This window comes from Streptomyces sp. NPDC012935, from assembly GCF_042900345.1.
In the GTDB taxonomy this organism is placed as follows: domain Bacteria; phylum Actinomycetota; class Actinomycetes; order Streptomycetales; family Streptomycetaceae; genus Streptomyces.
Genome location: NZ_JBIBBC010000006.1, coordinates 252,790 through 277,932, shown reverse-complemented (window position 1 = coordinate 277,932; position 25,143 = coordinate 252,790). Strand labels below are relative to the sequence as shown.

20 protein-coding genes and 1 tRNA gene are annotated in these 25,143 nt (G+C 70.6%); 5 read left to right on the top strand and 16 right to left on the bottom strand.

The window, feature by feature from the left end; all coding sequences use genetic code 11:
* Positions 1-80 precede the first annotated feature (80 nt).
* Both ACFY5C_RS17685 and ACFY5C_RS17680 read right to left on the bottom strand, forming a co-directional pair.
* On the bottom strand, positions 81-2,330 hold the full coding sequence (locus ACFY5C_RS17685) for an MMPL family transporter (protein WP_389445196.1): 2,250 nt from the start codon (positions 2,328-2,330) through the stop codon (positions 81-83).
* A 116-nt stretch (positions 2,331-2,446) separates the two neighbouring features.
* A complete protein-coding gene (locus tag ACFY5C_RS17680) occupies positions 2,447-3,046 on the bottom strand; it encodes a TetR/AcrR family transcriptional regulator (protein ID WP_389445194.1) in 600 nt (199 codons plus the stop codon).
* 156 nt (positions 3,047-3,202) lie between these two features.
* Here ACFY5C_RS17680 and ACFY5C_RS17675 point away from each other — a divergent pair, with 156 nt between their 5' ends.
* A complete protein-coding gene (locus ACFY5C_RS17675; protein WP_389445192.1) occupies positions 3,203-6,436 on the top strand; it encodes a S41 family peptidase in 3,234 nt (1,077 codons plus the stop codon).
* A 176-nt stretch (positions 6,437-6,612) separates the two neighbouring features.
* On the opposite strand, the gene ACFY5C_RS17670 is transcribed toward ACFY5C_RS17675, so the two are convergent.
* From ACFY5C_RS17670 to ACFY5C_RS17655, 4 genes are all read right to left on the bottom strand, one after another.
* Positions 6,613-6,837 (bottom strand): hypothetical protein, encoded by a 225-nt coding sequence (locus ACFY5C_RS17670; RefSeq protein ID WP_389445190.1) that lies wholly within the window; start codon positions 6,835-6,837, stop codon positions 6,613-6,615.
* An 87-nt stretch (positions 6,838-6,924) separates the two neighbouring features.
* Positions 6,925-7,809 carry an SDR family oxidoreductase gene (locus ACFY5C_RS17665; protein WP_389445189.1) on the bottom strand — a complete coding sequence of 295 codons (885 nt, stop codon included), beginning with the start codon at positions 7,807-7,809 and terminating at the stop codon, positions 6,925-6,927.
* Positions 7,806-8,747, bottom strand: coding sequence for an alpha/beta fold hydrolase (locus ACFY5C_RS17660; protein WP_389445188.1), 942 nt, complete (start codon positions 8,745-8,747; stop codon positions 7,806-7,808). The genes ACFY5C_RS17665 and ACFY5C_RS17660 overlap by 4 nt, the downstream gene beginning before the upstream one ends.
* Entirely contained in the window at positions 8,744-10,324 is a 1,581-nt protein-coding gene (locus ACFY5C_RS17655; RefSeq protein ID WP_389445186.1) for a flavin-containing monooxygenase, read from the bottom strand. Before ACFY5C_RS17655 ends, ACFY5C_RS17660 begins: the two co-directional genes overlap by 4 nt.
* Before the next feature lie 164 nt (positions 10,325-10,488).
* On the opposite strand from ACFY5C_RS17655, the gene ACFY5C_RS17650 reads away from it, so the two are divergent.
* Entirely contained in the window at positions 10,489-11,115 is a 627-nt protein-coding gene (locus tag ACFY5C_RS17650) for a MerR family transcriptional regulator (protein ID WP_389445467.1), read from the top strand.
* Between the two features lie 14 nt (positions 11,116-11,129).
* On the opposite strand, the gene ACFY5C_RS17645 is transcribed toward ACFY5C_RS17650, so the two are convergent.
* Entirely contained in the window at positions 11,130-11,933 is an 804-nt protein-coding gene (locus ACFY5C_RS17645; RefSeq protein WP_389445184.1) for an exodeoxyribonuclease III, read from the bottom strand.
* Between the two features lie 77 nt (positions 11,934-12,010).
* Between ACFY5C_RS17645 and ACFY5C_RS17640 the strand changes: the two genes are divergently transcribed.
* Complete coding sequence (locus ACFY5C_RS17640) at positions 12,011-12,487, top strand: GNAT family N-acetyltransferase (RefSeq protein ID WP_389445183.1); 477 nt, start codon at positions 12,011-12,013, stop codon at positions 12,485-12,487.
* A 4-nt stretch (positions 12,488-12,491) separates the two neighbouring features.
* Here the strand turns inward: ACFY5C_RS17640 and ACFY5C_RS17635 are convergent, their stop codons facing one another.
* The 8 genes from ACFY5C_RS17635 to galU form a co-directional block, all read right to left on the bottom strand.
* Positions 12,492-13,721, bottom strand: a complete 1,230-nt coding sequence (locus tag ACFY5C_RS17635) for an MFS transporter (protein WP_389445182.1) — start codon at positions 13,719-13,721, stop codon at positions 12,492-12,494.
* A 140-nt stretch (positions 13,722-13,861) separates the two neighbouring features.
* A tRNA-Ala gene (locus ACFY5C_RS17630) sits at positions 13,862-13,935 on the bottom strand.
* A 72-nt stretch (positions 13,936-14,007) separates the two neighbouring features.
* The gene (glpR, locus tag ACFY5C_RS17625; protein ID WP_389445181.1) at positions 14,008-15,303 is read right to left on the bottom strand and encodes a gephyrin-like molybdotransferase receptor GlpR; all 1,296 of its coding nucleotides are present in this window, start codon (positions 15,301-15,303) and stop codon (positions 14,008-14,010) included.
* Between the two features lie 171 nt (positions 15,304-15,474).
* A complete protein-coding gene (locus tag ACFY5C_RS17620) occupies positions 15,475-16,095 on the bottom strand; it encodes a GNAT family N-acetyltransferase (RefSeq protein ID WP_389445180.1) in 621 nt (206 codons plus the stop codon).
* Between the two features lie 59 nt (positions 16,096-16,154).
* Positions 16,155-16,688, bottom strand: coding sequence for a molybdenum cofactor biosynthesis protein B (locus tag ACFY5C_RS17615; protein WP_389445178.1), 534 nt, complete (start codon positions 16,686-16,688; stop codon positions 16,155-16,157).
* A complete protein-coding gene (moaC, locus tag ACFY5C_RS17610) occupies positions 16,685-17,212 on the bottom strand; it encodes a cyclic pyranopterin monophosphate synthase MoaC (RefSeq protein ID WP_389445176.1) in 528 nt (175 codons plus the stop codon). The genes ACFY5C_RS17615 and moaC overlap by 4 nt, the downstream gene beginning before the upstream one ends.
* An 86-nt stretch (positions 17,213-17,298) precedes the next feature.
* Positions 17,299-18,624, bottom strand: coding sequence for a gephyrin-like molybdotransferase Glp (glp, locus tag ACFY5C_RS17605; protein WP_389445174.1), 1,326 nt, complete (start codon positions 18,622-18,624; stop codon positions 17,299-17,301).
* A 4-nt stretch (positions 18,625-18,628) separates the two neighbouring features.
* Entirely contained in the window at positions 18,629-19,531 is a 903-nt protein-coding gene (gene galU / locus ACFY5C_RS17600) for a UTP--glucose-1-phosphate uridylyltransferase GalU (RefSeq protein WP_389445173.1), read from the bottom strand.
* A 61-nt stretch (positions 19,532-19,592) separates the two neighbouring features.
* On the opposite strand from galU, the gene ACFY5C_RS17595 reads away from it, so the two are divergent.
* Positions 19,593-20,246: a 5-formyltetrahydrofolate cyclo-ligase gene (locus tag ACFY5C_RS17595; RefSeq protein WP_389445171.1), complete on the top strand. Its 654-nt coding sequence runs from the start codon at positions 19,593-19,595 to the stop codon at positions 20,244-20,246.
* A gap of 88 nt (positions 20,247-20,334) precedes the next feature.
* On the opposite strand, the gene ACFY5C_RS17590 is transcribed toward ACFY5C_RS17595, so the two are convergent.
* On the bottom strand, positions 20,335-23,097 hold the full coding sequence (locus ACFY5C_RS17590; RefSeq protein ID WP_389445169.1) for a penicillin acylase family protein: 2,763 nt from the start codon (positions 23,095-23,097) through the stop codon (positions 20,335-20,337).
* Positions 23,098-23,325: 228 nt separating this feature from the next.
* Between ACFY5C_RS17590 and ACFY5C_RS17585 the strand changes: the two genes are divergently transcribed.
* A complete protein-coding gene (locus tag ACFY5C_RS17585; RefSeq protein ID WP_389445168.1) occupies positions 23,326-24,852 on the top strand; it encodes a potassium/proton antiporter in 1,527 nt (508 codons plus the stop codon).
* Positions 24,853-25,143: the final 291 nt, after the last annotated feature.

Sequence of the window (25,143 nt, the reverse complement as noted above, 5' to 3'; positions counted from 1 at the left end):
AAGCCGGTGAGGGCCCCGTCCCCACGGAGCCCTCACCGGCCGGCCTGTCACTTCAAGGGTGGTACCTCAGGTGCGGCCCGTCAGGCGCGCACCAGTGCCCGGTCCTCGTCGGGGTCCTCGGATCCCTTCGCCTCGGCGTCCGTGCGCAGGCCCTCGCCCTCCACGTCCACGTTCGGCAGGGCACGGTCCAGCCACTTCGGGAGCCACCAGGCCTTCCTTCCGAGCAGCGCCAGCACCGCCGGGACGATGGCCATCCGCACGATGAACGCGTCGAAGAACACCGCGATCGCCAGGCCGAAGCCGATCATCTTGACCATGGACTCGCTGGAGCCGATGAAGCCGGCGAACACCGCCATCATGATCACCGCGGCCGCGGAGACCACCCGGGCGCCGTACCTGAACCCGGTCACCACCGCCTGGCTCGGCTTCTCGCCGTGGACGTACGCCTCGCGCATCCGCGTCACGAGGAACACCTCGTAGTCCATCGCCAGGCCGAAGACCACCCCGACCATGAAGATCGGCATCATGGACATCACCGGGCCGGTCTCCTCCACGCCCAGGAGGCCCGCGAACCAGCCCCACTGGAAGACCGCGACCACCGCGCCCAGCGCCGCCATCACGCTCAGCAGGAAGCCGAGCGCCGCCTTCAGCGGGACCAGGATCGAGCGGAAGACCACGATCAGCAGCAGGAAGGCGAGGCCGACCACCAGCGCCAGATACGGCAGCAGAGCGTCGTTCAGCTTCTCCGAGACATCGATGTTCATCGCGGTGGAGCCGGTGACCAGCACGGTCGCGTCCGTGTCGGCCTTCACCTCCGCGCCCTTGTCGCGGATGGCGTGGACCAGGTCCTCGGTCGTGACGGACGACGGCTTGGCGTCCGGGATCACCGTGATCGTCGCCGTGTCACCCGTCTTGTTGGGCGTCGCCGGTGTCACCGCCACGACGTTCTTGATGCCCTTGATGTCGTCGCCGACCTGCTTGAAGGCGGCGTCCGGGTCACCGCTGCCCTTGGCGTCGACCACCACCATCAGCGGGCCGTTGAAGCCGGGCCCGAAGCCGTCGGACAGGAGGTCGTAGGCACGCCGCTGGGTGGTGGACGTCGGCTGCGAACCGTCGTCGCCGAGACCGAGTTCGAGGGAGGTCGCGGGGATGGCCGCGGCGCCGAGGCCCACGACCCCCAGGAGGAGGATGGCGATCGGACGGCGTACGACGAAGCTGGCCCAGCGGGTGCCCAGGTTCGGCTTGGCCGGCCTGCCCGCCTCGCTGCCGGAGGCCGCCTTCTTCTCGGCCCGCTTGCCGCCCATCCACCGGCTCTTCTTCCCGGCGGGCTGCACCTTCTTGCCGGCGTACCCCAGCAGGGCCGGGATCATCGTCAGCGCGATCAGCACCGCGATCACGACCGTGCCCGCCGCCGCGATGCCCATCTTCGTGAGCATCGGGATGTTGACGACCGACAGGCCGACCAGCGCGATGACCACCGTCAGGCCGGCGAAGACCACCGCCGAACCCGCGGTGCCGACGGCCCGGCCGGCCGCCTCCTCGCGCTCGCGGCCCTCGGCCAGCTCGGCGCGGTAGCGGGAGACGATGAACAGGGCGTAGTCGATGCCGACCGCCAGGCCGATCATCATCGCCAGCGTCGAGGTCGTGGAGCCCAGCTCCAGCGTGCTCGCCAGGGCGGTGATCGTCGAGATGCCGATGCCGACGCCGATCAGGGCGGTCAGCAGCGGGAGCCCGGCCGCGATGAGCGAGCCGAAGGTGATGACGAGGACGACGGCGGCGACACCGATGCCGATGATCTCCGTGGCGCCGGTGTGCGGCACCGTCTGCAGCGCGTCACCGCCGATCTCCACGGTCAGCCCGGCGTCCCGCGCGTCCTGCGCGGCGTCCTCCAGGGCGTCGCGCGAGGAGTCCTGCAGTTCCATGCCGGAGACGTCGTACTTCACCGACGCGTAGGCGACCGTGCCGTCCTTGCTGACGGCCTTCGCGGTGTACGGGTCGGCGACGGAGGCCACCTCGGAGCCGTCGGACAGCTCCTTGACGGTGTCCTCGACGGTCGCCTTGTTGCCGGCGTCCGTCATCTTCTGCCCGTCGGGCGCCTTGAAGACGACCCGGGCGGTGGCGCCGTCGGCGCTCATGCCGGGGAAGCGCTGTTCCAGCAGGTCGAAGGCCTTCTGCGCCTCGGTGCCGGGGATCGAGAAGGACGTGGTGCCCGCGGCGGGTGCGCTGGCCGCGCCCACACCGGCGAGGGTGAGCAGCGCGACCCATATGAGGGCGACGAAATGCCGTCGCCTGAAGGCGAGCCGGCCGAGTTTGTAGAGGAACGTGGCCACGAGGGCGACTCCCGGTCAGGTCGTGAGTTGGTACTGAGGGCAGGGGTGATCAGCCCGACGACGTGAGCGGATACGTCAGGTGGAGGGCTTGCCTAAAGGGGACTCGTCGGTTCTCGTCAGGTGACGGGCACGCCGAGGGCGGGGAGGACCACGGCGTCGATGTACGACATGAGGAAGGACTGCGTCGGCGGCTGGTCGTCGATCAGCGTCCGGGTGGCGAACGCGCCGACGAGCATGTGCACCACGTAGTCCAGCGCGGGGCAGTCGGCGCGGACCTCGCCGCGGTCGACGGCCCGCTGGACGACCCGGTTGAACTCCTCCATCTCCGGCTCGATGAGCAGTTCCTTGAAAGCCCGGAGAAGGTCGGGGTTGGCGTGCACCGCCATGAACAGACCCCGCATCAGCGCGGCGTTCTGCTGCATGTGGCAGTCGTCCTCGCGTGACGTGAGGGCGTGGAGGTCGCCCCGCAGGGATCCGGTGTCGACGTCGGCGATGTTCCCCGGCTTGTTGTGCCGGATCGCCTTCGCCACCAGCTCCGGCTTGCCGCCCCACTGGCGGTAGAGCGTCGCCTTGCTGGACCGGGTGCGGGCCGCCACGGCGTCCATGGTGAGGGCGTCGTAGCCGACCTCCCGGAGCAGGTCGAGCACGGCCTCGTACAACTCGGCCTCGCGCTCAGGGGTGATCCGACTGCGACGCGTGGTTGCCACCTCGGTCACGGTCCTCACCTTCCCAACTCCGAACGACACGGTTTCGTACACCTAGAAGGTACCCCATTCCGCGAGCGAAACGAAACGGTTTCGTTCGTGTCCTGGGTCACGTGCACCTCCAGGTCACGAGTTGCTCAGGTCCGTCCCCGGGAAAAGCATGGATAGGTGAGCTATCTGCGCCTGCCGCACCTCCATGACGACCTGCTGTGCTTCGTGGCCGAGGACGACCTGTGGCTGGCCCCCCTCGACGGCCCGGCCCGCGCCTGGCGGCTCACCGTGGACCGCACCAAGAGCGGCCACCCCCGCTTCTCCCCCGACGGCCGCCACATCGCGTACACGAGCTGGCGCAGCCTGGTCCCCGAGATCCACCTCGTCCCGGTGGACGGCGGCCCCGGCCGCCAGCTCACCCACTGGGGCTCGGCCGACACCCAGGTGTGCGGCTGGACCCCCGACGGCGTGATCCTCGCCGTCGCCTCCCACGGCGAGCCCTTCTCCCACTTCACCTGGGCCTACAAGGTCCGCCCGGACGGCGACCCCGGCCGCAAGCTCCCCTGGGGCCCGTGCTCCGACCTCCAGGTCGCCGACCTCGACGGCGAACGCAAGACCCTGCTCCTGACCGGCACCCCGCCGCACGAACCGGCCGCCTGGAAGCGCTACCGGGGCGGTGCCATGGGCAGACTGTGGCTGCACGGCGAACGCCTGCTCGCGGACATCGGCGGCCACCTCGCCTCCCCCATGTTCGTCGGCGGCCGGATCGCCTTCCTCTCCGACCACGAAGGCGTCGGCAACCTCTACTCGTGCGCGTACGACGGCTCCGACCTGCGCCGGCACACCGACCACGACGCCTTCTACGCCCGGCACGCCGCGAGCGACGGCACCCGGGTGGTGTACCAGTGCGCGGGCGACCTGTGGATCGTGGACGACCTCGCCGCGGACTCCGAGCCGCGCCGGCTCGACGTACGGCTGAGCGGGCCGCGCGCGGGCCGCCGTCCGTACCAGGTGCCGGCCGCCCAGCACGTCGACGGCATCTCCGTGGACGAGACGGGCCGCGCGAGCGCCGTGGTCGTGCGCGGCAGCCTGTACTGGCTCACCCACCGGGACGGCCCCGCCCGCACGATCATCGACACCCCTGGCGTACGGGTCCGGCTCCCGGAGATGCTCGGCTCGGTCGGCCAGGTCGCGTATGTGACGGACGCCGAGGGCGAGGACGCCGTCGAGATCGCCTACCTGCCCAGGGCGACCGGCGACCGCGAACCCCGCCGACTCGCCTCGGGCGAGCTGGGCCGGGTCCTGGAGATGGTCGCCGACCCGCAGGGCGAGCGCGTCGCGATCGCCGCGCACGACGGACGTCTCCTGCTTCTGGACGTGACGGAGGACTCCAACGGCGAGGTCACCGAGCTGATCCGGTCCGTCAACGGCCCGGTGCGTGACCTGGCCTTCTCCCCGGACGGCAGCTGGCTGACGTGGTCGCACCCCGGCATCGGCCGCACCCTGCGCCAGATCAAGCTGGCGCGCATAAAGGACCGGATGATCGTCGACGTCACCAACGGCCGCTTCGAGGACGAGAATCCGGTGTTCACGCGGGACGGCCGCTACCTGGCCTTCCTCTCCTGGCGCGGCTTCGACCCGGTGTACGACGTCCACACCGGCGACCTGTCCTTCCCGCTGGGCTGCCGCCCCTACCTGGTCCCCCTGTCGTCTGCGACCCCCTCCCCCTTCGCCCTGAACCCGGAGGGCCGCCCGGCGGCCGGCGGCCTGGACCCGGTGGAGGACGAGGAGGGCGGCGACGGGGGCGCGCCGACCGTCGAGCTCGAGGGCCTGGAGAGCCGGGTGACCCCCTTCCCGGTCACCGCCTCCAAATACTCGGCGCTGTACCCGGTCGCGGGCGGCGGGCTGGTCTGGCTGCGCTGGCCGATCTCGGGCGCGCTGGGCGAGACGTTCGCCAACCCCGACGACATGACCGGCCGGCCGACCCTCGAACACTTCAACATCAGCAAGGCGAAGAAGTCCGAACTGGTCGACCATCTCGACTGGTTCGCGGTGAGCGGCGACGGCAGCCGCCTGGTCGTGGTCGACGAGAGCGACCTGCGCGGAGTTCCGGCCTCCGAGTCCGGCGACAGCGACACCACGGTGTGGATCGACCTGCGCCGCATCCTGCACCAGGTCGACCCGGCGGCGGAGTGGAGGCAGTCCTACGCGGAGGCCGACCGGCTGATCCGGGCGTACTTCTGGGAGCCCGAGATGTGCGGCATCGACTGGGACGCGGTCCTCGCCCAGTACCGCCCGCTCGTCGAACGGGTCGCCTCCCCCGACGAGTTCGCCGACCTGCTCCGCGAGGTCCTCGGCGAACTCGGCACGTCGCACGCCTACGTCTCCGCGGCCCGCCGCAACGAGGGCCCGGCCCACTACCAGCGCTGGCAGGGCCTGCTCGGCGCCAACTTCGTACGCCGCGACGAGGGCTGGATGGTCAGGCGCATCCTCCCCGGCGAGTCCTCCGACTCCAAGGCCCGCTCGCCACTGGCAGGCACCGGAATCCGGGAAGGGGCGGTCCTCACCCACGTCGACGGCCGCCCCGTGGACCCGGTCACCGGGCCCTACCCCCTCCTGGCCGGCGCCGGCGGCACGACGGTGGAGCTGACGTTCACGCCCGCGGAGGGCGAGGCGGGCCGGGCACGCCGCGTGGCGGTGGTCCCCCTCATCGACGAACGCCCCCTGCGCTACCAGGACTGGGTCGCCAAACGCCGTGCCGTCGTACGGGAGTTGAGCGGCGGCCATTGCGGCTACCTGCACATCCCGGACATGGGCGGCTCGGGCTGGGCCCAGTTCAACCGGGACCTGCGCATGGAGATGTCCCGCCCCGCACTGATCGTCGACGTGCGCGGCAACGCGGGCGGCCACATCAGCGAGCTGGTCGTGGAGAAACTCACCCGCACGATCCTCGGCTGGGACCTCACCCGCAATGCCCAGCCGGTGTCGTACGCCTCGAACGCCCCGCGCGGCCCCGTCGTCGCCCTCGCCGACGAGGCGACCTCCTCGGACGGCGACATGATCACGGCCGCCTTCAGACTCCTCAAACTGGGCCCGGTCGTCGGCCAGCGCACCTGGGGCGGAGTCGTCGGCATGACCGGCCGCCACCGCTTGGGCGACGGCACGGTGATCACGGTCCCGATGAACGCGGCCTGGTTCGACGCGTACGGCTGGAGCATCGAGAACAAGGGGGTGAGCCCGGATGTCGAGGTCCTGCGGACACCGCTGGACTGGGCCGAGGGGAAGCACGCGCAGCTCAAGGACGCGGTGGAGCTGGCGCTGGAGCTCCTGGAGACCAACCCCCCGGCGACACCGCCGGATTACGCACACGTACCGGACCGATCAAGACCAAAATTGCCGCCGCGTTCTTGAGGGGCGGCGGCACCCACCCCCAGGGGCGCGAGGCTGTATCGACTTGCGGCTCCGCCGCGCGGGCGCGACAAACCCCCACCGGCCCGCACCCGACAACGCACCCCCGGACACCCACACGAACGCGGGGCACCCACCGAACAGGGGGCACCCCGCGTCGCGTTCAGCGAACCGACTGACTACCGGTCGTAGTCGTGGTCGAAGCGCTCCTCGTCCTCACGCATGCGGTCGGACTCCTCGTCCCGCTGCGGCCGCTGCGGGCGGCCCCGCTCCGGCTGCCCCTGCGGACGGCCCCGCTCCGGCTGCCCCTGCGGACGCTCCCGCTCCCGCTCCTGCTGACCGTGCTGACGCGCACGCTCCTGCAGCTGCTCGGACTTCTCCTTGAACTGGTCCTTCATGCCCATGTGGGTTCACTCCCGTAGTGAGTGGGGGTTGGCCCCTCGGTGGGGCCTCGACCAGATTCACACGGGCGATAACCCTGCGCATGTCGATCAGTTACGCCGCGTAATTCGCTCCTGCTCATCGGCGGCGCCGCCCGCTCCGACCAGCCCCGTGCGCACCCCCGCCAGCCGGTCCCCGAAGCGCCGCATCTCCCGTTGCCCCACGGTGCCGATGATCCCCGGCAGGTAACCGCGGACCCCCTGCATCCCGCGCAGCCACCACTGCCCGTAGACATGGCTGGAGCGCCGCTCGATACCCGCCACGATCCGGTCGACCGCCGGCCCCAGCGGATACGTCTTGTTGGACGGCCACGGCAGCCGCTTCCTCAACTCCCGCATGACGTCGTCCTGATCGGCGCCGCGCACCATGTCGGTGTCGGTCCACGACAGATACCCGACCCCCACCCGCACGCCCTTGTAACCGACTTCGGCCCGCAGACTGTGCGCGTACGCCTCCACACCCGACTTGGACGCGCAGTATGCGGTCATCATGGGCGCCGGCGTGATGGCCGCGAGCGAGGCGATCTGCAGCAGATAGCCCCGGCTCTCCATCAGCACCGGCAGGAACGCGCGAGCCGTCACCGCCGACCCGATGAGGTTGACCTCGATGACCCGCCGCCACGCCTCCGGGTCGGAGTCCACGAACGGTCCGCCGCTGGCGACGCCCGCGTTGGCGACGACGATGTCGACCTTCCCGAACCGTTCCTTCACCTCCCGCGCCACCCGCGCCATCGCCTCGTGGTCCGTCACGTCGGCGTACCAGTGGTCGCTGTCGCTGTGCAGCCGTGCGGAGACCTGCTTGAGGGCGTCCGCCTCCAGCCCCACGAGTGCCACCTTCGCACCGCGCGCCGAGAGCTTGCGGGCGAGCAGCTCCCCGACTCCCCGCGCCGCCCCCGTGACGACGGCGACCTGTCCTTCGAGGCTCACCCTGCTCATGCGCCCTCCTTGACCTGCGTGTACGTCTTGGCCTGCGGGTACGTCATTGCCAGTTCGCGTATCTTCCCGGTCACCAGCTCGGGCGCCTCGACCGGTGTCATGTGCCCGAGGCCGGGCAGTTCGGTGACGCCGAGGCAGTGCGGCAGCGCGGCGGCCAGCGAGCGGGCGTGCACCGGCGGAGTCAGCCGGTCGGCCGTGCCGACGACCACCGCGGTCGGCACCGTCAACTCCCGTACGCGGTGGTCGAGATCAAGCAGATCCAGCACGTTCGACCAGGCGTGTCGCACCCTGCGCGGGCACGCGTGCACGATCCGCGCGCACGCCTCGACCATGTGCGGGGCCGAACCGGGGCCCATCGTCGCGTACTTGAGGATCGACCTGGCGACCGGCGTGACCGGCCCGAGCGGCGCGCGGGAGCCGAGGATGTGCTTGGTCAGCCAGGTCCGCAGCCGCCCCGGCCGCATCGGTACGACCGTGGACTCGGCGACCAGCCGCGAGGCGCCCGTGCTGCACAGCAGGACCGCGGCGGCGTGCGCACGGAACCCCGGGCGATCGGCGGCGGCCATCACCGTCATGCCGCCCATGGAGTGCCCGACGATCACGGCCTTCTCGCCGGGTGCGAGGGTCGCCTCCAGTACGGCTTCGAGGTCGTCCGCGAGGGCGTCGCTGCTGCACGCCGGGCTCGCCGGGCTGCGTCCGTGGCCGCGCTGGTCGTAGGCGATGACCCGGTGGTCGACGGCCAGCTCCCGGATCTGCGCCGCCCAGAAGGCGGTCGAACAGGTCCAGCCGTGCGCGAGCACGACAGCGGGCGCGGCCTCGTCGACGCGGCCGTGCACCTCCACGTGCAGACGGGCGCCGTCGGCGGATATCGCCGTCAGCTCACGGGCGGGGGCGGGCGGGGCGTACGGCCCGGAAGCGACGTGCGTCAGCCGGCTCACGCGGTCACCCCCGACTTGGCGTCCTTGGACTTGGTGTCCTTCGACTTGCCGCTCTTCGCCCTGCTGCCCGGTGACTTGACGTCCTGTGGCGTGGCGTCCTTCCCGTCCGGCGCTCGCAGGAGTTCGTACTCCGCCAGATCCACCCGCCGCGTGGCCCGCCGGAACTCGGTCGTCGTACCGGGCCAGACGGTCGTGTTGCGGCCGCTGGCGTCCAGGTACCAGCTGGTGCAGCCGCCCGTGTTCCACACCGTCCGCTTCATGCGCTCCTGAACCCGCCGGTTCCAGGCGTGCACGGCGCTGGGCCGGGCGTCCAGAGCCGCGCGTCCGCCGAGGACGTTCAACTGCTTCACGAAGTCGGCCAGGTAGTTCAGCTGGGACTCGATCATGAGGATCATGGACGAGTTCCCGAGCCCCGTGTTGGGCCCGATGATCGTCATCCAGTTCGGGAACCCGGCGGCGGACGCGCCGCGCAGCGCCTCCATCCCGCCCTTCCACGACTCGGCGAGGGTCTGCCCCTGCGCACCCACCACCCGGTCCGCGATCGGCATGTCGGTGACGTGGAACCCCGTACCGAAGACGATCGCGTCCACCTCGGCCTCACTGCCGTCGGCGGCGACGAGGGTCGAGCCGCGGATCTCGCTCAGACCGCTGGCGACGAGGTCCACGTTGGGCTGGGCGAGCGCCGGGTAGTACTCACTGCTCAGCAGGATCCGCTTGCAGCCGATGCGGTAGTCGGGGGTCAGCTTGGCGCGCAGGGCCGGGTCCTTGATGGAGCGGGCCATGTTGCGCTTGGCCAACTGCTCGATCAGGCCGAGCTCGTTGGGGCGCTTGGTGAACGCCTGGACCTGAAGCTCCCGGATGCCCCACAGCAGTCCGCGGCGCAGTTGCGCGGTGAGGGGCAGGGCCCGGTGCAGGGAACGCTCGACGCCGCTGATGGCACGGTCGACGCGGGGCATGACCCACGGCGGGGTGCGCTGAAAGAGCGTGAGCCGCTCGACCTGCGGCTGGATGGACGGCACGATCTGGATGGCGGAGGCGCCGGTGCCGACCATCGCGACGCGCTTGCCGCGCAGGTCGAAGTCGTGGTCCCAGCGAGCGGAGTGGAAGACCTTGCCCGGGAAGGAGTCGAGCCCCGGGATGTCCGGCATCTTCGGGTCGGACAGCGGCCCGGTGGCGGAGACGACGAGGTCGGCCGACAGATTCCCCTGGCTGGTCTCGATGTCCCAGCACAGCCGCTCGGAGTTCCAGGTCATCCGCTGCACCTCCGAGTTGAAGCGGATGTGCGGCCGGAGCCGGAAGACGTCGGTGACGTGTTCCAGGTAGGCGCGGATGTGCTGCTGGCCGGAGAAGGTGCGCGGCCAGTCGGGATTGGGCGCGAAGGAGAAGGAGTACAGATGGGAGGGCACGTCACACGCACACCCCGGGTAGCTGTTGTCCCGCCACGTGCCGCCGACGCTGTCGGCCCGCTCCAGGACGACGAAGTCGGTGACGCCCTCGCGCCGCAGCCGTACGGCGGCCCCCAGCCCACCGAACCCGGACCCGACCACCGCGACCCGCACATGTTCGCGTTCGGCCATGCCTGTGCCTCCCTGCTTCACCCGGAACCCGGAACCATGCCAGTGAACACTGGCACAATGGGGAGAGTAGAGGAGGTCCGTACCGACCGGTAGGGGTCGGATCGAGGAAAGTTACCGCCGGTACGAATTAAGGTTCCCGGGTGACCCAGAAGCGTGAGTACCGCATGGAGGAACTGGCCGGCCTGGCCGGCATCACGGTGCGCACCCTGCGCTTCTACCGCGAACGCAAGCTGATCCCGCCACCCCGCCGCGAGGGCCGCATCGCCTGGTACGACGACCACCACCTGGCCCGCCTGCGCACGATCTCGGCACTGCTGGAACGCGGCCACACGCTGAACGGCATCGCGGAACTGGCCGACGCCCTCGACCACGGCCGCGACGTCGCCGACCTCCTCGGCGCCGCCCCCACGGAGGAGGAACCGGTCCGCCTCACCCCCGAGGAACTCGCCGCCCGCTTCGAGGGCCAGGTCACCCCGGACAACCTCGCCGCCGCCCTGGACCTCGGCTACCTCGGCACCGACGGCGGCGAGATCGTCCACATCAGCCGCCGCCTCCTGGACGTCTCCTCGGCCCTGGTCCGCGAGGGCATCCCCCTCGCGGAAGTTCTGGCGGCGGGCAAGCAGGTCCGCGAACACGTCGACGACCTCGCGGAGATGTTCGCCGACCTGGTCCTGCGCCACGCCCACGAGGACGACCTCCACCGCCTGCGCCCGCTGGCGCGGAGCGTGGTGGAGGCGGAGCTGTCGTTGGCGCTGGACCGACGGCTGCGCAAGCAGAGCGATCGGGACTGACGGCGAGGGCCGGACTAGCGGCCGTAGACCACCGTCACCGGCGCGTGGTCCGACCATCGCTCGGCATGCGTCGCGGCGCGCTCGACGTACCCCTTGAGCGCCCTGGCGGCGAGCCCCGGCGTCGCCACCTGGTAGTCGATGCGCCATCCCGTGTCGTTGTCGAAGGCCCGCCCGCGGTACGACCACCACGAGTACGGCCCCTCCACATCCGGGTGCAGTGACCGTACGACGTCGACGTAGCCGCCCGCGGCCGGGGCGAACACCTCGGTCAGCCACTCCCGCTCCTGAGGCAGGAAGCCGGAGTTCTTGGTGTTGCCGCGCCAGTTCTTCAGGTCGGCCTGCTGGTGGGCGATGTTCCAGTCGCCGCAGACCAGGACCTCGCGGCCGTCGGCGGCGGCGCGCTCGCGCAGGGCCTTGAGGTAGGCGAGGAACTCGCCCATGAAGCGGACCTTCTCGTCCTGCCGCTCCGTGCCCACCTCGCCGGAGGGGAGGTAGAGCGAGGCGACCGTCACACCCGGCAGGTCGGCCTCGACGTATCGCCCGCTGTCGTCGAACTCACTCGACCCGAAGCCGACCTGGACCCGGTCGGGCTCGCGGCGGGTATAGAGGGAGACGCCGGCTCGGCCCTTCGCGGCGGCCGGCGCGTGCACGACGTGCCAGCCGTCGGGCGTGCGGACGGACTCCGGCAGCTGCTGCGGCTCCGCCCGCACCTCCTGAAGGCACAGCACATCGGCCTCGGTGCCGGCGAGCCACTCCACGAAGCCCTTCTTCGCGGCGGCCCGCAGCCCGTTCACATTCACAGAGGTCACAGTGAGCACTCGGGCACCTTACCGGCACACTGGACGGTGTCCGATTCTGGAACCTCTTGATCTTGAATTGATATACGGTATCTAGCATGCATATACGTCCCGTCCCGTTCGACCACCCCGACGCCGTCAAGCTCAACGACCAGGTGCAGGCCGAGTACGGCATCCGCTACGGCGACGACGGCGACGCCACGCCCCTGGACGCGGCGGACTTCAGGCCGCCGAACGGCCTCTACCTGATCGCGTACGACGCGCTCGGCACTCCCGTCGCCTCCGGCGGCTGGCGGTCACAGGACGAGAACGGCGAGGGCAACGAGGACGGGGACGCCGAGCTCAAGCGGATGTACGTCATCGAGCAGATGCGTGGGCGAGGCCTGGCGAGACAAGTCCTGGCGGCGCTGGAGGAGGACGCGCGGGCGGCGGGCCGCACGCGCATGGTGCTGGAGACCGGGGCGAAGCAGCCGGAGGCGGTGGCGCTGTACACGTCCAGCGGCTATGAGCCGTGCGGGAAGTTCGGCTACTACCGCTTCCACGAGCTGAGCCTGTGCTACGCGAAGGCGCTGTGAGCGGTCAGTTCCGTGCGGCGTTGACGCGGTAGAGGTCCCGCACACAGAGGTTGAGGACGGTGGCGGCGACGACGAGCCCGGCGCACGCGAGCAGCACCGTCCGGTTGCCCCAGCTGCCCGCGGCGAGCGCGGTGAGCAGGTAGCCGAGCGGAATGGCCAGTCGCTCCCCGATGCTGTTGAACGCGCTCATGCGCCCCAACTCGCCCTGCGGAACGTGCTGCTGGAAGGCGGTCGTCCACGCGACGATCGCCACGTCCAAGGCGATCCCGGCGAGCAGGGCAGCCAACAGCAGCCAGGGCAGCGGCAGTTCCCACGCCATGACGAGCAACGGCCCGGCAAGCGGTACACCGGCCACGACTGCCACGACCATCAGCCGGTAGGGCCGCCACCGCAGGCACACCACGGTCCCGGCCAGCAGCCCAGCAGAGAACGAGCCGGCCACGAGCCCCCAGTCACGCGCCCCCGCGTACTGTTCCGCCGCGACGACCGGCCCCAGCAACTGGAAGCCTGCCAGCCAGGCGGCGACGAGGACGGCCCCGGCGACCGTGTAGGTCCACAGCCAGGTCCGCGACCAGAAGCCGGTCCAGCCGTGCCGCAGGTCACTCAGCGCACTGGTGAGGGTGACGGGTGCGTCCAGGCGCAGCCCGAGGAGCAGGACGGCGGCCACGGCGAAGGTGAGCGCGTCCCAGGCCAGCGCCCAGGCCGGGCCACTGACCGCGACGACGACTCCACCGATGGCCGGCCCGAGGACTTTGACGGCGTTGCTCGGCAGCCTGAGCAGCGTGTTGGCCTGCTGCAACTGCTCCGCCGGCACGATCTGGGGTACGGCCCCCTGGGTGGCCGGCACGGTGAAGGCCATGGCCGTCCCCGAGACGAAGCCGCAGACCGCGATGGACGTGGTCGTCGCCTGCCCGATGGCGACGGTCACGGCCAGTGCCCCCTGCGCGGCGGCCGCAAGCAGGTTGCCGAGGAAGAGCAGTCTGCTCCGGGAGACACGGTCCGCGAGCACTCCGCCCACGAGAAGGAAGACGATGGTCGGCACGGTGTTCGTGGCGAGCACCACACCGAGCTCCGCGGCTCCACCGCCCTGCTCGATCACGGAGTAGGCGAGCGCGAGGGGAGCCATCGCGGATCCGGTGGCCGAGATGAGACTGGCGGTCACGAACCGCCGGAAGCGTGCGTTGCGTAGCGGCGTCGCGGGCCTCGTCGGTAACTCCGCGGTGGCCTTCTGCACAGTCCCCCCTCAAGACGTGACCCCTTGGGAACCACTTGGGAAGCACTTGGGAAGCACTTGGGAACAACAAAGATCCCGCCCGATCAACCGATCGGACGGGATCTTTCAACTGCCCAAGTTTCCTTGGAAAGTTGTTGCGGTGGACCTGAGGGGATTTGAACCCCTGGCCCCCTCGATGCGAACGAGGTGCGCTACCGGACTGCGCCACAGGCCCTTGCAACGAGTGAAACTTTAGCACCCCGATCGGCCTGCTTGGAAATCCGTTCCCTGGCCGGACGGGGGGCGGCTACTCGTTCGCGGCTCGCGGCCGCTCACCGTCCTCGAACTGGTCGAACAGCGGCGTCCGGCCGCGCTCACGCGCCCGGCGAGCGGACGCGGCCCGGCGTGCGTCGCTACGACCGCCCCCCTCGCCCTTCTCCTCCTCGCGGCCGGCGTCGCCCGGCTCGGCACCCGGCGCGGACCCGTCTGCAGCCTCGGCGGCCGCCTCCCGGTCCCGGCCGACGGGGCTGGAACGGGCCGAGCTCCAGGTGTCCGGCGCGCCGAGGTCCACGTCGGATGTGGCCCGAGGCGCGACCGGCGCGGTCACGTACGTCGGCAGGGGCACCGGCACCGGGTCCCAGCTGTCCCCGTGGCCGGGCCTGCGCTGCCGCTCGCGCTGCTGGTCGACCCATTCGGCGTGATCGGTCTGCTCGACGAGGGCACGCCGGTCCGCGGCGAGGGCGGAGAGCCCGGGGTCGGTGGCTGGTTCGGGCCCCTCGTCGGGCGCGTCGAGGCCGGCGCCGGCTTCGGCGGCGCCGCGGCGGCGCGACTGGCGCGCATGCTCGCGAAGCCGCTGCGCGGCGACCTCGGCGCGGCGCCGGTCCATCTGGTAGGCGAAGCGACGGCGCTCCTGGGACCGCAGATACGCGATGTACCCGCTGAGCATCACGGCGGGAACGCCGGGCGCCCACAGGAACGCGAGCCCGCCGACCGCGGCGACGATCGCGCCGAGGGTGAAGGCGAGGAAGAGGACGACGGTGGTACGCCGACGGCGCGCGAGCACCTTCAAGCGCCGGGCGCGCGCTGCTGCCGCCTCCTCCGAGGCCGAGGGCGCCCGCCGGGCGGCGGGCACGCGCTTGCGTGCCTTGGAGTCCGGGCCGGAGCCCGCTTCGGCCGTGGGCGCGCCCGCACGTTCGGGGGCCTGCCCGGACCCGTGTTCGGGTGCCGGTTTGCCCCCCTGTTCTCGCGAGGATTCCCGCGCGGATTCCCGTGCCGGCTCCGGGCGCCCCGGTGCCTGCGCCGGTACCGCAGCCTGGGTCTGCTGACGGGTCGGAGGCACGGCGAAGGCCCGGACGTCCACCGACTCGGTGACGTCGCCCGGGTCATCGGCGCTGGGCTCCCCCTCCTCGGTGGAGCGCGCGCGCAGGTCCTTGGCGTACCGGCGCTCCATCCCCGCCCGTCCGGACAGCAACCGGATGGCTGTGCTGAAGCGTTCCGTCGGACGGGCCTCGTTCAGCTCGTCCTGCCTACGGAGCCACATCGGCACCAAGTAGGCGGCCCAGGCCCCGACAATGACTGCGTAGATGAGGCCGCTGCTGCTCACGTCTCACACGGTAGAGGGGTTTGCGTGAGGCCATCCGCCAATTGAGCCGGTGTGTCGCACGATCTGGCTGATATTTCGAACTTTTTTTGTGACCGATGCGATCAGCAGCCCGCCGAGGCGCGAATTTAATGCCCTGAGCCGGTCATCCGGCGATCAATTTCGAACACTTATTCAATTTCCGGGCCAGGCGGGATTCCCCTGGCTGTTCTGGCGGGTGTCCTGCGGGTTCGACTGCGATGTCTTCTGCGAGCGCGCCCGGTGCCAGCGGCCGACCAGCCCTTCCGGGACCTCTTCCGCCGTGAGCGCGAAGACGAGATGGTCGCGCCAGGCTCCGTCGATGTGGAGATAGCGCGGACGCAGCCCCTCCTCGCGGAATCCGAGTTTCTCCACGACCCGGCGGCTGGGCCCGTTCTCGGGGCGAATGCAGACCTCGATGCGGTGCAGACCAACGGTGCGGAAACAGTGGTCCACCACGAGTGCCACCGCACTCGGCATCACGCCGCGGCCCGCCACCGCCTCGTCCACCCAGTAGCCGACGTGTCCCGAACACATCGAGCCCCAGGTGATCCCGGCGACGGTCAACTGCCCGACCAGCCGCCCCTGGTACTCGATGACGAACGGCAGCATCCGGCCCGAGTGCGCCTCGGACCGCAGATGCCGGACCATCTGGCGGTAGGTCGGCCGGTGCGTGATCGGTCCGCTGGGCGTGGGCGGCGGAATGGTCGCCTCCCAGGGCCGCAGCCAGTCCCGGTTGCGCCGGTTGACCTCGCGCCAGGCCCGTTGGTCGCGCATCTTTATCGGCCTCAGGACGACGTCGCCGTCCCTCAGCACGACGGGCCAGGATGGGCTGTTCAGCTCGCACCCCCGCTGGGTCTGGGGTGGTCGCCGCCGCGGATCTGGTCGACGGCGTGGGTCAGCAGGGGTTCGAGGACGGCCAGTCCGTCCTTCACCCCGCCGCTGGAGCCGGGCAGGTTGATGATCAGTGTGCCTCCGGCGACTCCGGCGAGCCCGCGGGACAGTGCCGCCGTGGGCACCTTGTCCCGTCCGAACGCCCTGATCGCCTCGGCGATGCCCGGCACCTCGAAGTCGAGGAGGGCACGGGTCGCCTCCGGGGTGCGGTCGGTCGGCGAGATGCCGGTGCCGCCGGTGGTCACAATGACGTCGTACCCGGCGTCGACCCCGGCCCGCAGAGCGGCCTTCACGGGGTCGCCGTCGGGCACGATCTGCGGTCCGTCGACCGCGAAGCCGAAGCCCTTGAGGCCGTCGGCGACCAGCGGGCCGCCCTTGTCCTCATAGACCCCGGCGGCGGCTCGGTTGGAGGCGGTGACCACGAGGGCGCTGTACGGCGCGAGCAGTGCACCACCGATCGACGCGTCCAGTGTCATGCCCGGCTCCAGTCGCCCGACTTGCCGCCCGTCTTCTCCTCCACCCGTACGTCCGTGATGACCGCTCCCTTGTCGACCGCCTTCACCATGTCGATCACGGTGAGCGCGGCGACGGAGACCGCGGTGAGGGCCTCCATCTCGACGCCCGTGCGGTCCGTCGTCTTCACGATGGCCAGGATCTCCACCGCGTCGTCCGCGACCGACAGATCCAGTTTCACACCGGACACCGACAAGGGGTGGCACAGCGGGATCAGGTCCGGTGTGCGCTTGGCGCCCATGATGCCCGCGATACGCGCGGTGGCGAGGGCGTCGCCCTTGGGTACCCCCTCGCCGCGCAGCAGCTCGACCACGCGGGGCGAGACGAGGACGCGTCCGCTGGCGCGGGCGGTGCGCGCGGTCACGTCCTTCTCGGAGACGTCGACCATGCGGGCCGCTCCCGCGTCGTCGATGTGCGTCAGCCGCTCCTGCGTGGGTCGGTCGTGCTCATGGGGTCCGGGGGTCTCCCCCCGGGAAGGCACAGTCATGATCGTGTGGCGCTCCCGGTCCGGGCCCGTCGCGGTGCGGCGCACGGGCCTGCTGTGCGCGACACGGTATCGCGGGCCGGAGCCCCTCAGCCGAGCAGGACCACCTCGACCTCGGCGCCGGGCTCGACGCTCTCCACATCCTCCGGGACGACGATCAGCGCGTCGGCGTGCGCGAGGGCGGCGACCAGATGGGATCCGGCACCGCCGACCGGCCGCACCTCGCCGTCGGCGTACGTCCCGCGCAGGAACTGTCTGCGGCCCTTGGGCGAGCTCAGCGCCTCGTCCGCCGCAAGGGTCGCGGTCGTCCGCGGCCGGTGGACGTCCTCCAGGCCCATCAGGGTGCGGATCGCGGGGCGCACGAACAGCTCGAAGGAGACGTACGAGGACACCGGGTTGCCCGGGAGCGCGAGCAGCGGGGTGTGGTCGGGGCCGATGGAGCCGAAGCCCTGGGGCTTGCCGGGCTGCATGGCGAGCTTGCGGAAGTCGATGCCGCTGCCGGCCTCGTCCTCGTCGCCGACGTGCGACAGCGCCTCCTTGACGACGTCGTACGCCCCGACGCTCACGCCGCCGGTGGTGACCATGAGGTCGGCGCGCACGAGCTGGTCCTCGACGGTGGACCGGAGGGTCTCGGCGTCGTCGGCGACGGCGCCCACGCGGTAGGCGATGGCGCCGGCGTCACGGGCCGCGGCGGTGAGGGCGAAGCTGTTGGAGTCGTAGATCTGCCCGCCGCCCAGCGCCTCGTCGGGCTGGACGAGTTCGCTGCCGGTGGACATGACGACCACGCGCGGACGTGGGCGCACGCGCACCGTGCCCCGTCCGACAGCGGCGAGCAGGGCGATCTGGGGCGGCCCGAGGACGGTGCCCGCCTCGAGGGCCCGGTCGCCCGCCTTGACGTCGCTGCCCTTCGCGCGCACATGCGCGCGCGCCTCGGCCGGCCGGTGGACGAGCACCTGGCCCTGTGCGCCGTCGGGGGCAAGGCTGCGGGCGCGCATCGCGGTCACCGGGCCCTCGCCGAGTCCGCCGTCGGTCCACTCCACCGGAACGACCGTCTCCGCGCCGGGCGGCAGCGGGGCGCCGGTCATGATGCGGGCGGCCTGGCCGGCGCCCACGTGGACCAGGTCGGCCTGGCCCGCCGCCACGTCCCCCACGACATCCAGGACCGCCGGGAACTCCTCGCTCGCGCCCGCGACATCCGCGACCCGCACCGCGTACCCGTCCATGGAGCTGTTGTCGAACGGCGGCAGGGAGACCGGCACCGTGACGTCCTCGACCAGGACACAGCCCTGGGCGTCGAGCAGTTGCAGCTCGATGGGTTCGAGGGGGCGGACGGTCGCGAGGATGTCCTCCAGGTGTTCGTCCACCGACCAGAGGTGGTCCTGGCCGGCGGGGCGGGGCGCGGCGGCGGTGCTCAACTCGCTACATCTCCTCGGCTACGTAACTGCGAAGCCAGGTCCGGAAGTCCGGGCCCAGGTCTTCACGTTCGCATGCGAGTCTGACAATGGCACGCAGGTAGTCGCCACGGTCGCCGGTGTCATAGCGGCGGCCCTTGAAGACGACGCCGTGCACCGGGCCGCCGACCTTCTCGTCCTGCGAGAGCTGCTGCAGGGCGTCGGTGAGCTGGATCTCACCGCCGCGCCCCGGCTCGGTCTTGCGCAGTATGTCGAAGATGGCCGGGTCGAGGACGTAGCGGCCGATGATCGCGTAGTTCGACGGGGCGTCCGCGGCGGCCGGCTTCTCGACGAGGTCGTGCACCTTGACCACGTCGCTGTCCTCGGTGGGGTCCACGGCCGCACAGCCGTAGAGGTGGATCTGCTCGGGCGCGACCTCCATCAGTGCGATGACGCTGCCGCCGTGCTGCTCCTGCACCTCGACCATCCGCTTGAGCAGCGGGTCGCGCGGGTCGATGAGGTCGTCGCCGAGGAGGACGGCGAAGGGCTCGTGGCCGACGTGCGGGGCGGCGCACAGGACGGCGTGGCCGAGGCCCTTGGGGTCGCCCTGGCGGACGTAGTGCATCGTCGCGAGGTCGCTGGACTCCTGCACCTTGGCGAGCCGGCCGGCGTCGCCCTTCTTCTGAAGAGCGGATTCCAGCTCGTAGTTGCGGTCGAAGTGGTCCTCCAGCGGACGCTTGTTGCGGCCCGTGATCATGAGGACGTCGTCGAGGCCTGCCGATACGGCCTCTTCGACCACGTACTGGATCGCCGGCTTGTCGACGACCGGCAGCATCTCCTTGGGAGTGGCTTTGGTGGCCGGCAGGAAGCGGGTGCCGAGGCCCGCTGCGGGGATGACAGCCTTGCTGATCCGAGGGTGCGACTGAGTCATGCCCGACACCATATCCGGTGCCTTTGCAGTGAATCTGAGGCTCCGGTTAATTCACTCTCATATGAGCGCATTAGGAAGGGTACGGGTGCGACCAGTGACTCACTCCGGACGTCCGGCCGAGACTGACAAGCGAACGTTGCGGCGAGAGTTCATCTCGGTGAGAAGCAGGTTGACGGCCGATGACCTGCGGGAAACGGCGACCGCGTTGGCGGCTCGGGCACTGGAGCTGCCCGAGCTCGCGCACGCGCGCGTGGTGGCGGCGTACGTCTCCGTGGGGAGTGAACCCGGCACGCTCGCGCTGCTGGACGCGCTGCGCGCCCGCGGCGTACGCGTCCTGCTCCCCGCCCTCCTGCCCGACAACGACCTCGACTGGGGTGCCTACTTCGGGCAGGACTCCCTCGCCCGCGTCCAACACGCCGCAAAGATGGCCCTCTTCGAGCCCTCCGGCGAACGCCTCGGCCGGGACGCCGTGACCGGCGCCGACGTCGTGCTGCTGCCGGGCCTCGCGGTCGACGCGCGCGGGATGCGTCTGGGGCGCGGGGGCGGGTCGTACGACCGCGTTCTGGCCCGCCTCGAGGGCGCGGGGGCGCATCCCGCGCGCGTGGTGCTGCTGTACGACTCCGAGGTCGTCGAGCACGTCCCCGCAGAGCCGCACGATCGTCCGGTGGACGCGGTGGTGACGCCGTCCGGTGTGCGCAGGTTCGGCGAGGACTGAGTCCCCCGGGCGGCACAGGCGAAGGGCCCTCCACGCGTGCGTGGAGGGCCCTTTCGGCGTTCGTCTTCGGCTGTGGGTCGTCAGCGGCTCACGGCTTGAGCACCAGGGTGTCGCTCGTGCTCTCCTCGACCGCGTCGTCCGAGAAGGACCAGTCGAGCAGTTCGCCGTCGGCCCACTTGTTCGTCTGGTCGGTGTAGTGAGCGTTGTAGGCGTGCCCCGAGGCGCCGGTGAGGTTGATCCACTTCGACTTGTCGAGGTCGCCGAGGTTGACCACCATCCGCATCGACGGCACCCAGACGACGCCGTAGCCGCCGGCGGCGTTCCAGCCGCTGGCGTTGACCGTGGCCTCGCCGCCGCTGAGCTTCCAGGGTCCGCGGTTGAGGGCGTACTGGACGAACCCGGGGCCGTCGGTGCCGAGGGTCTGGTTCTTCAGGAACAGGCGGTGCAGCCGGCCCCAGCTCCAGGTGTCGATGTCCTTGCCGAGCTTGGCGGTCAGTTCCCAGCGGGCGTCGATCATGGCGCGCTCGAACAGGCTGTCACGGTCGGTGGCCGCGGGACGGGTGCCGTTCTTCGGCGTCGTCCACCAGTCGCTCTTCTCGTCGTCCATGAGGCTGCGCACGACCTCGAACCAGCGGTCGCCGCCGTCCGGCTGCGCCTGGTCGGCGTCGCGCTCACCGCACTCGCGGACCTTCTCCGTCGCGTCCGCGGGACCGGTGGTGTTGACCGGGTCGACCCACAGGCACTGGCCCTTGACCCGCAGCTCCTTGGGCAGCTTGTTGCCGAAGGCGAGCTTGAGGATGTTGCGCCAGACCGAGTTGAAGTAGGCGGCGGCCGCCGAGTCGGCGTCCTGGGTGTAGTCCCAGCCCTCCAGCAGTTCCTGCGCGTCCCGGACGTTCTTGTCGTCGATGTCGATCTTCAGCAGCTTGGGTACCAGCAGCTTGGCGATCTCGCTGCTGTTGTCGAGCTGCATCTGACGCATGTCCTCGGTGGAGATCTTGCCACCGTCGTCGATCTTCGACTGGATCAGATCGGTGATGCGCTGGCTGCGGGCGCCGTAACCCCAGTCCGTGGTGAGCGTGTAGGGGTACTTGGCCTTGTCGACCACCGCCTGGTTGGCGGTGACGATGTAGCCGCGGGACGGGTTGTACTCGTACGGCAGCTCGTCGTCGTCGATGTAGCCGGTCCAGCGGGACTTGGACTCCCAGCCGGGCGCCGGGACGGATCCGTCGTAGCCCTGCGCGCGCGTGGGGATCCTGCCGGGCAGCGTGTAGCCGATGTTGCCCTCGGTGTCGGCGTAGATCAGGTTCTGCGAGGGCACGTCGAACAGGGCGCCCGCGGCGCGGAAGTCGGTCCAGTTCTTCGCCTTGTCCATGGCGAAGACGGCGTCCATGGTGGTGCCCGCCTGGAGCGCGGTCCAGCGCAGCGAGATGCCGTAGCCGTCGCCGCGGTCGGGGGCGGCGGTGTCGACGGTGGCCTTCTTGCCCACCTTCACCAGTTCGCTGCTGCGGTCGGACAGCAGCGGTCCGTTGCCGGTCTCGCGGACGACGATCTTCTTGGGGGAGCCGCCGGCGACCTTGATGGTCTCCTCGCGCGTGGTGAAGGGGCGCGTCTTGCCGTCGTAGAGGTAGCCGTCGCCGGAGAGCTTCTCCAGGTAGAGGTCGGTGACGTCGACGCCGGAGTTCGTCATGCCCCAGGAGATGTCCTGGTTGTGGCCGATGACCACGCCGGGCATGCCCGCGAAGGTGTAGCCGCTGACGTCGTACTGGCACTTGCTGGAGACCGAGCGGCAGTGCAGGCCCATCTGGTACCAGACGGACGGCAGCGAGGCCGACAGGTGCGGGTCGTTGGCCAGCAGCGGCTTGCCGGTGATGGTGTATTTCCCGCCGACCACCCAGGAGTTGGAGCCGATGCCGTTGCCGTTCACGCCGACGGCGGTCGGCAGGTCGTCCAGGACGTCCTGGAGGCCCGACAGCTGACTCTGCAGCCCGGCGCCGTCCGAGCCGGCGGCCGTGCCCGTGCCGCTCGCGGAGCTGTCGGCGGAGGACCCCGCGCCGGCCGTGGAGCCCTGCTCGAAGGTCTTGGTGACCTCGTCGTACTGGCCCGCCTGGACGATCGTCTTGTTCCGGCCGTAGGGGTAGTCCGGGTACAGGTCCTGGATCTCCTTGGGGCCCAGGCGGCTGGTCATCAGGGCGCGGTCGATCTCGTCCTGCATGTTGCCGCGCAGGTCCCAGGCCATCGCCTTCAGCCAGGCGATCGAGTCGACCGGGGTCCACTTCTGCGGCTTGTAGTCGTTGGCGAACCCCAGGGCCGCGTACTCCAGGGAGATGTCCTTGTCGCTCTTGCCGTCCAGGTAGGCGTTGACTCCCTTGGCGTATGCCTGGAGGTACTTCTTGGTGGAGTCGGACAGCGTCTTCTCGTACTCCTCCTCGGCCACGCGGTTCCAGCCCAGTGTGCGCAGGAACTCGTCGTTGTCGACCTGGCTCTTGCCGAACATCTCCGACAGGCGTCCGGAGGTCATGTGGCGGCGCACGTCCATCTCGTAGAACCGGTCCTGCGCCTGGACGAAGCCCTGCGCCATGAACAGGTCCTCGTCGGAGGAGGCGTAGATCTGCGGGATGCCGTAGCCGTCGCGCTTCACGTCGACGGGCCCGGACAGCCCGTCGAGCGTTATCGACCCCTTGGTCTGCGGGAAGGAGGCGCGCACGGTGCTGATGGACCAGTACGCACCGCCGGTGACGCCCGCCACGACGGCCAGGACCAGCACGATGACGATCAGGCGGCCTCTGCGCCCCTTCTTCCTGCCGGACTTGCCGGGCTGCTGACCCGTGGAGGCGGTGGTGTTGGGGGGCATCGCTGTCCTTGCTGTCCTAACGCGAGCGGCAGGCGGTCCTGGAGTGCTGGAGCAACCATAGGCGCAGGGCCCGCTCCACCTTGACGCGGAGTGGGGAACCAGCGCGGACGGACGTTCGATCATGCCTGCCCGAGTGTCAAGAAATCGTCAAGAGTTAGGTAAGGTAACGAAGTAGTTGGGTGCGGAGAACCGCCACTTCGTGTCCTATGTACGTGAGCCCACGCGCGCGTGCGTGCGGGCCAGGGAAGGGAACGGCCGCTGACTGTCCACGACCTCAACCAGCTCCTGCTCGTCTGCTCGCTCGTCCTGCTCGTCGCGGTCGCCGCGGTCCGGATCTCCTCGCGCAGCGGGCTCCCCAGCCTGCTCGTGTACCTGGGGATCGGCGTCCTCATGGGCCAGGACGGGATCGGCGGCATCAGCTTCAACGACGCCGAGCTGACCCAGGTCATCGGGTACGCGGCGCTGGTCGTGATCCTGGCCGAAGGCGGTCTGGGCACGAAGTGGACAGAGATCAAGCCTGCGCTTCCGGCCGCCACCGCGCTGGCACTGGCCGGGGTCACGGTGAGCGTCGGGGTCACGGCGGCGGCAGCGCACTATCTGGTCGGGCTGGAGTGGCGGCAGGCGCTCATCATCGGGGCGGTCGTGTCCTCGACCGACGCCGCCGCGGTCTTCTCGGTGCTACGGCGGATTCCCCTGCCCTCGCGCGTGACCGGCACGCTGGAGGCCGAGTCCGGCTTCAACGACGCCCCCGTGGTCATCCTGGTCGTCGCCTTCTCGGCGCACGGTCCGATCGAGCACTCGTACGTGCTGCTGGGCGAGATACTGCTGGAGCTGGCCATCGGCGCCGCCATCGGTCTCGCCGTGGGATGGCTGGGCTCCTGGGGCCTGCGGCACGTGGCGCTGCCCGCCTCCGGTCTCTACCCGATCGCGGTCATGGCCATCGCCGTCGCCGCGTACGCCGCGGGCGCGATGGCGCACGGCAGCGGCTTCCTGGCCGTGTACCTCGCCTCGATGGTGATGGGCAACGCCAAGCTGCCGCACTGGCCCGCCACGCGCGGGTTCGCCGACGGGGTCGGCTGGATCGCGCAGATCGGCATGTTCGTCCTGCTCGGCCTCCTGGTCACCCCGCACGAGCTGGGCGACGACATCCTGCCCGCCCTCGTCATCGGGCTGGCGCTGACCATGGTGGCCCGCCCGCTGAGCGTCGTCCTGTGCCTGACGCCGTTCGGCGTCGCCTGGCGGGAGCAGGCCCTGATGTCCTGGGCCGGGCTTCGCGGGGCCGTGCCCATCATCCTGGCGACGATCCCCATGGTCGCCGGCGTCGAGGACAGCCGCCGCATCTTCAACATCGTCTTCGTGCTGGTCGTCGTCTACACCCTGGTCCAGGGTCCGACCCTGCCCTGGCTGGCCCGCAAGCTGCACCTGAGCCGGGGACCCGAGGCCGACGACCTCGGCATCGAGTCGGCGCCGCTGGAGCGGCTGCGCGGGCACCTGCTGTCCTTCGTGATCCCAGACGGTTCGAAGATGCACGGCGTCGAGATCAACGAGCTGCGGCTGCCCGCCGGGGCCGCCGTGACGCTCGTCGTCCGCGAGGGAAAGTCGTTCGTTCCGCTGCCGACCACGGTGCTGCGGCACGGGGACGAACTGCTCGTCGTCGCCACGGACCCGGTGCGGGACGCCGCCGAGCGCCGGCTGCGCGCCGTGGGCGCCGGGGGCAAGCTGGCCGGGTGGCTGGGGACGAACGGGAAGGCCTGAGGGGCGGCCCGAGCGACGGCCGGGGGCGGCCGGAGACGCCTGCCCAATCGCAGGTGGAGCGCCACGTAGTGCTCATTTTCACAGGATCAACGGCCGCTTTCCCCTGTACTATGCAGGAGCACCCAGATCGAACCAACTCTGCCTGAAGCAGAGCTGGCGCGACCGTATGGCGGCCGGGACGTCCTTCCTCAAGTGGGCGCCGGTATCTACCGCAGTTCCGCGCAAGAGGACAGCTCTCGGCGCCGCCCCCCACCCGTAGGGGCCGCGCTACCAGGCGGCAGAAAGGCACGG

What these genes read in the sequence shown, in the direction of transcription:
- ACFY5C_RS17650 (WP_389445467.1), top strand. Translation starts at nt 10,489, where the DNA reads ATGGAGGAACTGGCCGGCCTGGCCGGCATCACGGTGCGCACCCTGCGC.
- ACFY5C_RS17655 (WP_389445186.1), bottom strand. Translation starts at nt 10,324, where the DNA reads ATGGCCGAACGCGAACATGTGCGGGTCGCGGTGGTCGGGTCCGGGTTC.
- ACFY5C_RS17595 (WP_389445171.1), top strand. Translation starts at nt 19,593, where the DNA reads ATGAGCGCATTAGGAAGGGTACGGGTGCGACCAGTGACTCACTCCGGA.
- ACFY5C_RS17665 (WP_389445189.1), bottom strand. Translation starts at nt 7,809, where the DNA reads ATGAGCAGGGTGAGCCTCGAAGGACAGGTCGCCGTCGTCACGGGGGCG.
- ACFY5C_RS17640 (WP_389445183.1), top strand. Translation starts at nt 12,011, where the DNA reads ATGCATATACGTCCCGTCCCGTTCGACCACCCCGACGCCGTCAAGCTC.
- ACFY5C_RS17590 (WP_389445169.1), bottom strand. Translation starts at nt 23,097, where the DNA reads ATGCCCCCCAACACCACCGCCTCCACGGGTCAGCAGCCCGGCAAGTCC.
- ACFY5C_RS17620 (WP_389445180.1), bottom strand. Translation starts at nt 16,095, where the DNA reads ATGCGCGACCAACGGGCCTGGCGCGAGGTCAACCGGCGCAACCGGGAC.
- ACFY5C_RS17670 (WP_389445190.1), bottom strand. Translation starts at nt 6,837, where the DNA reads ATGGGCATGAAGGACCAGTTCAAGGAGAAGTCCGAGCAGCTGCAGGAG.
- ACFY5C_RS17615 (WP_389445178.1), bottom strand. Translation starts at nt 16,688, where the DNA reads ATGACACTGGACGCGTCGATCGGTGGTGCACTGCTCGCGCCGTACAGC.
- galU (WP_389445173.1), bottom strand. Translation starts at nt 19,531, where the DNA reads ATGACTCAGTCGCACCCTCGGATCAGCAAGGCTGTCATCCCCGCAGCG.
- moaC (WP_389445176.1), bottom strand. Translation starts at nt 17,212, where the DNA reads ATGACTGTGCCTTCCCGGGGGGAGACCCCCGGACCCCATGAGCACGAC.